The sequence below is a fragment of the Variovorax sp. P4_B10 genome, assembly GCF_056402375.1.
Genome location: NZ_JBFUHN010000059.1, coordinates 37,234 through 44,479, shown reverse-complemented (window position 1 = coordinate 44,479; position 7,246 = coordinate 37,234). Strand labels below are relative to the sequence as shown.

9 protein-coding genes are annotated in these 7,246 nt (G+C 68.0%); 4 read left to right on the top strand and 5 right to left on the bottom strand.

The annotated features are described in order from the left end of the window. The 4 genes from AC1DXX_RS23885 to AC1DXX_RS23870 form a co-directional block, all read right to left on the bottom strand. Window positions 1-163, bottom strand: a 163-nt coding sequence (locus tag AC1DXX_RS23885) for a beta-ketoacyl synthase N-terminal-like domain-containing protein (protein ID WP_478136694.1), incomplete at its 3' end; no start/stop codon positions are given. Continuing rightward, window positions 160-402 (bottom strand): acyl carrier protein, encoded by a 243-nt coding sequence (locus AC1DXX_RS23880; protein ID WP_478136691.1) that lies wholly within the window; start codon window positions 400-402, stop codon window positions 160-162. The genes AC1DXX_RS23885 and AC1DXX_RS23880, both read right to left, overlap by 4 nt. Window positions 403-498: 96 nt before the next feature. After that, a complete protein-coding gene (locus AC1DXX_RS23875) occupies window positions 499-1,209 on the bottom strand; it encodes a phosphatase PAP2 family protein (RefSeq protein ID WP_478136690.1) in 711 nt (236 codons plus the stop codon). Between the two features lie 72 nt (window positions 1,210-1,281). Then, window positions 1,282-2,121 carry an AraC family transcriptional regulator gene (locus tag AC1DXX_RS23870; RefSeq protein ID WP_478136689.1) on the bottom strand — a complete coding sequence of 280 codons (840 nt, stop codon included), beginning with the start codon at window positions 2,119-2,121 and terminating at the stop codon, window positions 1,282-1,284. A gap of 89 nt (window positions 2,122-2,210) precedes the next feature. Between AC1DXX_RS23870 and AC1DXX_RS23865 the strand changes: the two genes are divergently transcribed. Next, the gene (locus tag AC1DXX_RS23865; protein ID WP_478136688.1) at window positions 2,211-3,461 is read left to right on the top strand and encodes an MFS transporter; all 1,251 of its coding nucleotides are present in this window, start codon (window positions 2,211-2,213) and stop codon (window positions 3,459-3,461) included. Between the two features lie 54 nt (window positions 3,462-3,515). Beyond that, the gene (locus tag AC1DXX_RS23860; RefSeq protein WP_478136687.1) at window positions 3,516-4,265 is read left to right on the top strand and encodes a sulfite exporter TauE/SafE family protein; all 750 of its coding nucleotides are present in this window, start codon (window positions 3,516-3,518) and stop codon (window positions 4,263-4,265) included. A gap of 1 nt (window position 4,266) precedes the next feature. Here the strand turns inward: AC1DXX_RS23860 and AC1DXX_RS23855 are convergent, their stop codons facing one another. Continuing rightward, the gene (locus AC1DXX_RS23855; protein WP_478136686.1) at window positions 4,267-5,184 is read right to left on the bottom strand and encodes an AEC family transporter; all 918 of its coding nucleotides are present in this window, start codon (window positions 5,182-5,184) and stop codon (window positions 4,267-4,269) included. Window positions 5,185-5,291: 107 nt separating this feature from the next. Here AC1DXX_RS23855 and AC1DXX_RS23850 point away from each other — a divergent pair, with 107 nt between their 5' ends. Both AC1DXX_RS23850 and xerD read left to right on the top strand, forming a co-directional pair. Next, window positions 5,292-6,266, top strand: a complete 975-nt coding sequence (locus tag AC1DXX_RS23850; protein ID WP_478136685.1) for a tripartite tricarboxylate transporter substrate binding protein BugE — start codon at window positions 5,292-5,294, stop codon at window positions 6,264-6,266. A 67-nt stretch (window positions 6,267-6,333) separates the two neighbouring features. Continuing rightward, window positions 6,334-7,245, top strand: a complete 912-nt coding sequence (gene xerD, locus AC1DXX_RS23845; RefSeq protein ID WP_478136684.1) for a site-specific tyrosine recombinase XerD — start codon at window positions 6,334-6,336, stop codon at window positions 7,243-7,245. Window position 7,246 lies beyond the last annotated feature (1 nt).

Genomic DNA, 7,246 nt, shown 5'->3' with positions numbered 1-7,246 from the left:
CGTCAAAGGCCAGCGTGGCCGCCGCGGCCAGCTTGGGCAGTTCGGGAAAAACGGGCTGGATGGCCGAGCGGCCCTGCAGCAGCGCCTGGAAGAGGGCGTCATGCGCGTCGCCGTGCGGCGCCATGACGCCCAGCCCGGTGACGGCAACCTCGTGGCGGTTCACGCTGGCTTCGCGGTCCGGACCTTGTCGACCAGCAGTGCAAGCTCGGCCAGGGTGTCGATGCTCGCGTCCTCGTCGGGCATGGTGATGCCGAAGTGGTCTTCGATGGCAAACAGGAATTCGGCCAGCGCCARCGAATCGAGACCGCCGGTTTCACGCATCGAGGCGTGAGGGTCGAGCTTCGACGGTTCGATGCCGTACTTCTCGTGGATCAGGTCCTGCAATTCCTTCAGCGAACTCATCGTGCGATGCCTGTCGTCTTGTGCCGCCGTTGATCGATTGGCACCCATTCGGGGTGCGCCATTGGATCGATCCCTTCCTCGCTCGGCCTGTGGTGGTCAATGATGGCCAATGATATCCGCTCCCACGAGAGGGGCATCCTCTCGCAAACGCTTCCTCGGCCGCCAGCGCAGCGAAGGCAGTGCGAACGCCATGCCGAGCAGCGCGCCCGCCACCACGTCCAGCACCACGTGCTGCTTGACCGCCAGCGTCGAGTAGGCGATGGCCAGGAACCAGGCCCCGTTGAGCATGCGCAGCAGGACGGGCGTGCGCGCCTGGCGCAGCAGGTGTTCGATCCAGAGGGCGGTGAAGATCGCGACAGCCACGTGCATCGAGGGGCAGGCATTGCCCGCCGCGTCCACGCCCTGCAGCATCGCAAAACCGGGGAAGCCCGAGACGTCCATGGCCAAAGGCGGTATCTGGGTCGGCCAGAAGTAGAAGAGGCCCAGGCCGGTGATGCACAGCGCGCCGATCCACAGCCCGTAGGCCACCAGCTCGCGAAAGGTGAGCTGCAGGCCGGGCGCGATGCCGACGTAGACCCAGAGCGAGAGGTAGGCGCCCAGCGTGGAGGGCTGGAACGCGATCAGGTGGTCCAGCGCCGTCAGCGGCATCACCGCGACCGGGTAGGTCGGGTTGCGCAGCAGGTGGAAGTAGCCGATGAAGAACAGCCAGGTGAAGGCCGTGGTCCCGACCGCCTTCAGCAGGAAATGGCGGCGAATGCGCAGGCCGATGTCGGCGGTCCAGGTCTGCGGTCGGGGAGGGGTTGCCATGGGCAAGTCGATGGGAGGTCCGTGGTTCTTCGCAACCGCCGATCTTGCCAGAGCGCCATGACGCCCGAACGGTCAGACGGCGACCGACCGCTTCTTGTGCTGGAACGAAGTCGGCGACCGGCCCGTGGCCGCCTTGAACATCGCGCAGAAGGCGCTGTCGGTGGCGTAGCCGCTGGCCGCCGCCACCTGGCTCACCGCCATGCCGCGTGCCAGCAGCGGCAGCGCATGCGCCATCACGGCCTGCTGGCGCCATTGCTGCCAGCTCATGCCGAGCTGGTCGCGGAACAGCCGCGCCACCGTGCGTTCGCTGGCGCCGATGGCGGCGGCGCGTTCGGCCAGCGTGGACCGGTCGGCCGGATTGCGCAGCAGCGACTCGCAGAGCTGGCGCAGCCGCTTGTCGGTGGGCAGCGGCACGTCGATGCGGATCTGCGTGGCGCGCTCGATCTCGTCGACCAGCAGCGGGGCGATCATGCGTTCGCGCTGCGGCGCCTGCGGGTCGGTGGGCGGCAGGCCGTCGGGCGTGGTGTCGAGCGCGAGCATCAGGGCGCGCATCAGCGGGCTGATCTCGAGCACCTCGCATTTCTCCCAGGCCGGTGCGAGCCAGGCATGCAGGTAGATGGTGCGAAGCTCGGCGTCCTCGATCAGCATGATGCTGTGCGGCATGTTGGCCGGCACCCACAGCGCGCGCGAGGGCGGCACGATGTAGCTGCCGTCCTGCGTGCTGAGGCGGATCACGCCGCGGGTCGAGAAGGTGAGCTGCGGCCACGGGTGCTGGTGCAGCTCGACGAAGGTGTCGGCACTCAGAAAGTGTTCCTTGGCGCGCAGCGGCCGCACCGCGTCGGGCGCATAGAGGTGCGGCGTGAGCGAGGCAACGCTGGTGACCGGGGAGGGGAGGGAAACGGCGCGTGGCATGGTTTCGACAAATGTTGTCGCTGTATCGCCATTCTGCCGCGTCCTGGGGACATAGCATCGGTGCCTGCCCCGGTTTTTTGTAGCAATCCATGTCTTCCACAGCGACCACCACTCCCCCTGCCACCACCCTGCGCAACGACGCCCAGTTGATCGGCCTCGTCGGCCTGGCCCACGCGATCAGCCATTTCAGCCAGCTCATCCTCGCGCCGTTGTTCCCCTGGCTCAAGGATGCGTTCAACGTGAGCTACACCGAGCTGGGCGCGGTGCTGACGGTGTTCTTCGTGGTCTCGTGCGTCGTGCAGGCCGCCTCGGGTTTCATCGTCGACAAGCTGGGTCCGCGGCCGGTGCTGTTCGTCGGGCTGGGCGCGCTGGGGCTCGCCGCCTTCGGCTATGCCATGGCGCAGAGCTACTGGATGCTGCTGGTGTGCGCCGTGGTCGGCGGCATCGGCAACGGCGTGTTCCATCCGGTCGACTACACGCTGTTCAACCGCAAGGTCGCGCCGACGCGCCTGGGCCATGCCTACAGCGTGCACGGCATCACCGGCAGCCTGGGCTGGGCGCTCGCGCCGGCCTTCGTGGTGCCGATCGCCATCGCCTTCTCGTGGCGCGTGGCGCTGGCTTCGGCGGGTGTGGTGGCCATCGTGGTGCTGCTGGTGCTGTGGGCCTACCGCAGCGTTCTGTCGCTCGACGTCGCGGCCGTGCACAGGGCCACGGGGCAGGGCGAGCCGGCGCCGGTGGGCGGCGAGTTCGACTTCCTGCGCATCCCGGCCGTGTGGATGTGCTTCGGATTCTTCTTCTTCTATGCCGCGGTGATCAGCGTGGTGCAGACCTTCGCGCCGGTGGCCGCGGGCCATCTGCATGCGGTGCCGGTGGCACTGGTGGCCGTGTGCCTCACGGTCTACATGGTGGCGAGTGCGGCCGGCATGGTGGTGGGGGGCTTTCTCGCCTCGGACCCTTCGCGCTGCGAGCGCATCGTGGGCGCGGGCTTCGGCATCGCGGCTGCGCTGGCGCTGGTGCTCGCCTTCGCCCAGTTCCCGCCGATCCTGGTGCCGGTGCTGTTCGGTGCGATGGGGTTCGTCTCGGGCGTTGCCGGGCCGTCGCGCGACCTGCTGGTCAAGCGCTCGACGCCGCCCAATGCCACCGGGCGCGTCTACGGTGTGGTGTATGCCGGGCTCGACATCGGGCAGGCGCTGGCGCCGCTGGTGTTCGGCCGCCTGATGGACCATGGCCAGTACACGAGCGTGATCGTCGGCCTGGCGCTGGTGCAGGGCGTGCTGATTGCGAGCGCCTTCAACGTCACGCGGGTGCGCCGCACGGCGCTGGTGCCGGCTTCGGCCTGACCGGTCTTGTGGCCCGCCGAGGCGGGCGCGGCGGCGGCTTCTATCATCGGCCGCATGCAAGCCCTGTATGTCCATGTGATCGTTGGCGCCGCGCTGGCGGGTTTCGTGCAGGGCCTGTCGGGCTTTGCGTTCGGTCTGGTCGCGATGTCGGTCTGGGCCTGGACGCTGGAGCCGCAGCTGGCCGCGGTACTGGCACTGTTCGGCGCACTCACGGGGCAGGTGATCGCGGCCGTCACGGTGCGACGCGCCTTCGACAAGCGCCTGCTCTGGCCTTTCGTGCTCGGCGGCCTGGTCGGCGTGCCGTTCGGCGTCTGGCTGCTGCCGCATCTGGATCTCGTGGTCTTCAAGGCATGCCTCGGCGTGCTGCTGGTGCTCTGGTGCCCGGCCATGCTGATGTCGCAGCATCTGCCGAAGATCGCTTTCGGTGGTCGTGTCGTCGACGGCGTTGTCGGCGCCATCGGCGGTGCGATGGCCGGCATCGGCGGCTTCTCGGGGACCATTCCCACGCTCTGGTGCACGCTGCGAGGCTTCCAGCGCGACACGCAGCGCGCGGTGATCCAGAACTTCAATCTCTCGATGCTGATGGTCGCGTTCGCGATCCATCTCGCGAGCGGCAGCATCGGGCGCTCGATGGTGCCGCTGCTGGGCCTGGTGGCACTGGCTGTCGCGGTGCCGGTGCTGCTGGGCGCGCGGCTCTACATCGGCATCAGCGAGATGGCGTTTCGAAAACTGGTGTTGAGCTTGCTCACGGCTTCGGGCATCGCGATGCTGGCGTCGGCGGTGCCGGCGCTGTTGCAGCGCTGAGTCATCGCGGCAGTGCCAGCGCGAACGGCAGGCTCACAATCCCCAACATGGTGGACAGCGTCACCAGCCCCGCCACATACGGTCCGTTGTAGCCCATGCGCGCCGCGAGCACATAGGCACTCGACGCCGTAGGCACCGCGGAGAAAGCCATCAGCACCGAGGCCTGCACCCCATCGAGCCGCAGCGCGCGCGCCAGCCCCCATGCGATCAACGGAAGGACCAGGTGCCGTATCGCCAGCACCGACACCGCGAGCACCTTGCCGCGCCCCAGCGTCGCGAACTGCATCCCCGCGCCCGCCGCCAGCAGCCCCAGTGCGAGAGAGGCTGCACCGATGCGCGTGAGCGTCGGCGTCAGCCAGGCCGGCACGGTGAAGCCCAGCACATTTGCGAGCAGCCCGGCCACCGTGGCCACGATCAGCGGATTGCGCACCAGCTGCCGCACGAAGCCGGTCTGCGCATGCCGCGTCATCGGCCACACGGCCGCGATGTTGAACATCGGCACGCACACGCCGATCAGCACCGCGATCAGCAGCAGGCCCTCGGGGCCCGCGAGCCGGTCGGCCAGCGCGAGGCAGATGAAGGAGTTGAAGCGGAACGCGACCTGTGCGCTGGCCGCGTGGTCGCGCCGGTCGATGTGCGAGCGCAGGCCCGGCGTGAAGGGCAGGGCGTACGCCAGCGCGATGCCGCACAGGCCGACGCCGACACCCGCGGTCAGCAGGCTCGACGTGGCGCCAAAGTCGAGCGGGCTGCGCACGATCGAATGGAACAGCAGTACAGGAAAAAGAAAGTAGTAAACCAGGCTCTCGACCTGGTCCCACACGCGGCGGTCGAGTGCGGTGTAGCGGCAGAGCAGCCAGCCGATGGCGATGAGGGAGAAGTCGGGGAAGAGCAGCTGCGCGTAGTTCACCGCTTCGAGCATAAACCGGCATGACCATGGGTAATCCACAGCAACGGGGGCGCTCTGGAACCGCTAGCATCCGGGCTTCGCTTTTTTCGACATCCGTCAGTCAGATCAAGGAGTTATCGATGCAACGTCGTCAATGGAGCGCCCTTGTCGGGGCCGCCGCGCTGGTCGCGGTCGCAGGCCAGAGTTTTGCGCAGGGCTATCCCAACAAGCCGGTCGAACTGAGCGTGCCGTTCGCTCCCGGCGGCACGACGGACATCGTGGCGCGCGTGATCGCCGATCCGCTGGGCAAGGTGCTGGGCCAGCCCGTGGTGGTGATCAACCGCGCCGGCGGCGGCGGCATCGTCGGCGCCGCGGAAACCGCGCGCGCTGCGCCCGACGGCTACAAGCTCGGCGTTGCCACGGTGTCGAGCACGGCGGCCAACCCGGCCATCAACCCCAAGGTGCCGTACGACCCGATCAACGACTTCACGCCGATCATCAACATCGCGGCCACGCCCAACATCATTGCGGTCAACCCGAGCTTCCCGGCGAAGAACTACGCCGAGTTCATCGCCGAGATCAAGAAGAACCCCGGCAAGTACTCGTACGCCTCGTCGGGCACGGGCGGCATCGGCCACCTGCTGATGGAGCTCTACAAGAGCCTCACCGGCACCTTCGTCACGCACATCCCCTACCGCGGCGCCGGCCCGGCGCTGAACGACGTGGTGGCCGGCCAGGTGCCGATCATCTTCGACAACATCCCGTCGGCCATGCCCTTCATCACGAGCGGCCGCCTGATTCCGATCGTGGTGTCGGCGCCGCAGCGCCTGGCCGCGCTGCCCAACGTGCCGACCTTCAAGGAAGTCGGCCTCGAGCCGGTCAACCGCATGGCCTACTACGGCATCCTCGGCCCCAAGGGCCTGCCGAAGGAAGTGGTCGACAAGATCAGCGCAGGCGTGAAGAAGGCGGTCGAGGAACCGGCCGTGCGCAAGCGCATCGAGGACACGGGCTCGCTGATCGTGGCCAACACGCCCGAGCAATTCGCCGCGCAGATCAAGGCCGAGTACGAGGTCTACAAGCAGGTCGTGAAGAAGCAGAACCTGAAGCTCGACTGATCGATTTTTCTTTCGACGAAAGCCGCCCGTGCCACGGGCGGCTTTTTCTTTTGTTATCTTGCAACGCATGACCGAGGCCACCGCCGTCCCCACGCCCGATATCGACGACTTCATCGACGCCCTTTGGCTGGAGGATGGGTTGTCGAAGAACACGCTGGCCGCCTATCGCCGCGACCTGGCGCTGTTCGCGCAGTGGCTGGGCCGGCAGCGCAGCGGCGTCGCGCTCGACACCGCGCAGGAGTCCGACCTGCAGGCCTACATGGGCGTGCGGCTCTCGACCAGGGGCAAGGCGACCTCGGCCAACCGGCGGCTCACCGTGTTCAAGCGCTACTACCGCTGGGCGCTGCGCGAGCGGCGCATCGCGGCCGACCCGAGCATCCGGCTCGCGCCCGCGCGGCAGATGCCGCGCGCCATCAAGACGCTGTCGGAGAAGCAGGTCGACGACCTGCTGGCCGCGCCCGACGTCGAATCGCCGCTCGGCCTGCGCGACCGCGCGATGCTGGAGCTGATGTATGCGAGCGGCCTGCGCGTGAGCGAGCTGGTGGCGCTGAAGGTCATCGACATGAGCCTCAACGATGGCGTGCTGCGCGTGCTCGGCAAGGGCAGCAAGGAGCGCCTCGTGCCGTTCGGCGGCGAGGCGCGGCGCTGGATCGAGCGCTACCTCGAGGAGTCGCGCCCCGTCATCCTCGACGGGCAGCAGACGCCCGACCTGTTCGTGACCGCGCGTGGCGCGGGCATGACGCGCGTGATGTTCTGGATCATCGTGAAGAAGCAGGCCACCGCGGCCGGCATCCATGTGCCGCTGTCGCCGCACACGCTGCGGCATGCCTTCGCCACGCACCTGCTGAACCACGGCGTGGACCTGCGCGCGGTGCAGTTGCTGCTGGGGCATGCCGACATCTCGACGACCACCATCTACACCCATGTGGCGCGCGAGCGGCTGAAGCAGCTGCATGCGCAGCACCACCCGCGCGGCTGAA

Bases quoted from the DNA above. Each gene is read 5' to 3' on its own strand.
- xerD (WP_478136684.1), top strand. From the start codon at position 6,334: ATGACCGAGGCCACCGCCGTCCCCACGCCCGATATCGACGACTTCATC.
- AC1DXX_RS23860 (WP_478136687.1), top strand. From the start codon at position 3,516: ATGCAAGCCCTGTATGTCCATGTGATCGTTGGCGCCGCGCTGGCGGGT.
- AC1DXX_RS23875 (WP_478136690.1), bottom strand. From the start codon at position 1,209: ATGGCAACCCCTCCCCGACCGCAGACCTGGACCGCCGACATCGGCCTG.
- AC1DXX_RS23855 (WP_478136686.1), bottom strand. From the start codon at position 5,184: ATGCTCGAAGCGGTGAACTACGCGCAGCTGCTCTTCCCCGACTTCTCC.
- AC1DXX_RS23865 (WP_478136688.1), top strand. From the start codon at position 2,211: ATGTCTTCCACAGCGACCACCACTCCCCCTGCCACCACCCTGCGCAAC.
- AC1DXX_RS23870 (WP_478136689.1), bottom strand. From the start codon at position 2,121: ATGCCACGCGCCGTTTCCCTCCCCTCCCCGGTCACCAGCGTTGCCTCG.
- AC1DXX_RS23850 (WP_478136685.1), top strand. From the start codon at position 5,292: ATGCAACGTCGTCAATGGAGCGCCCTTGTCGGGGCCGCCGCGCTGGTC.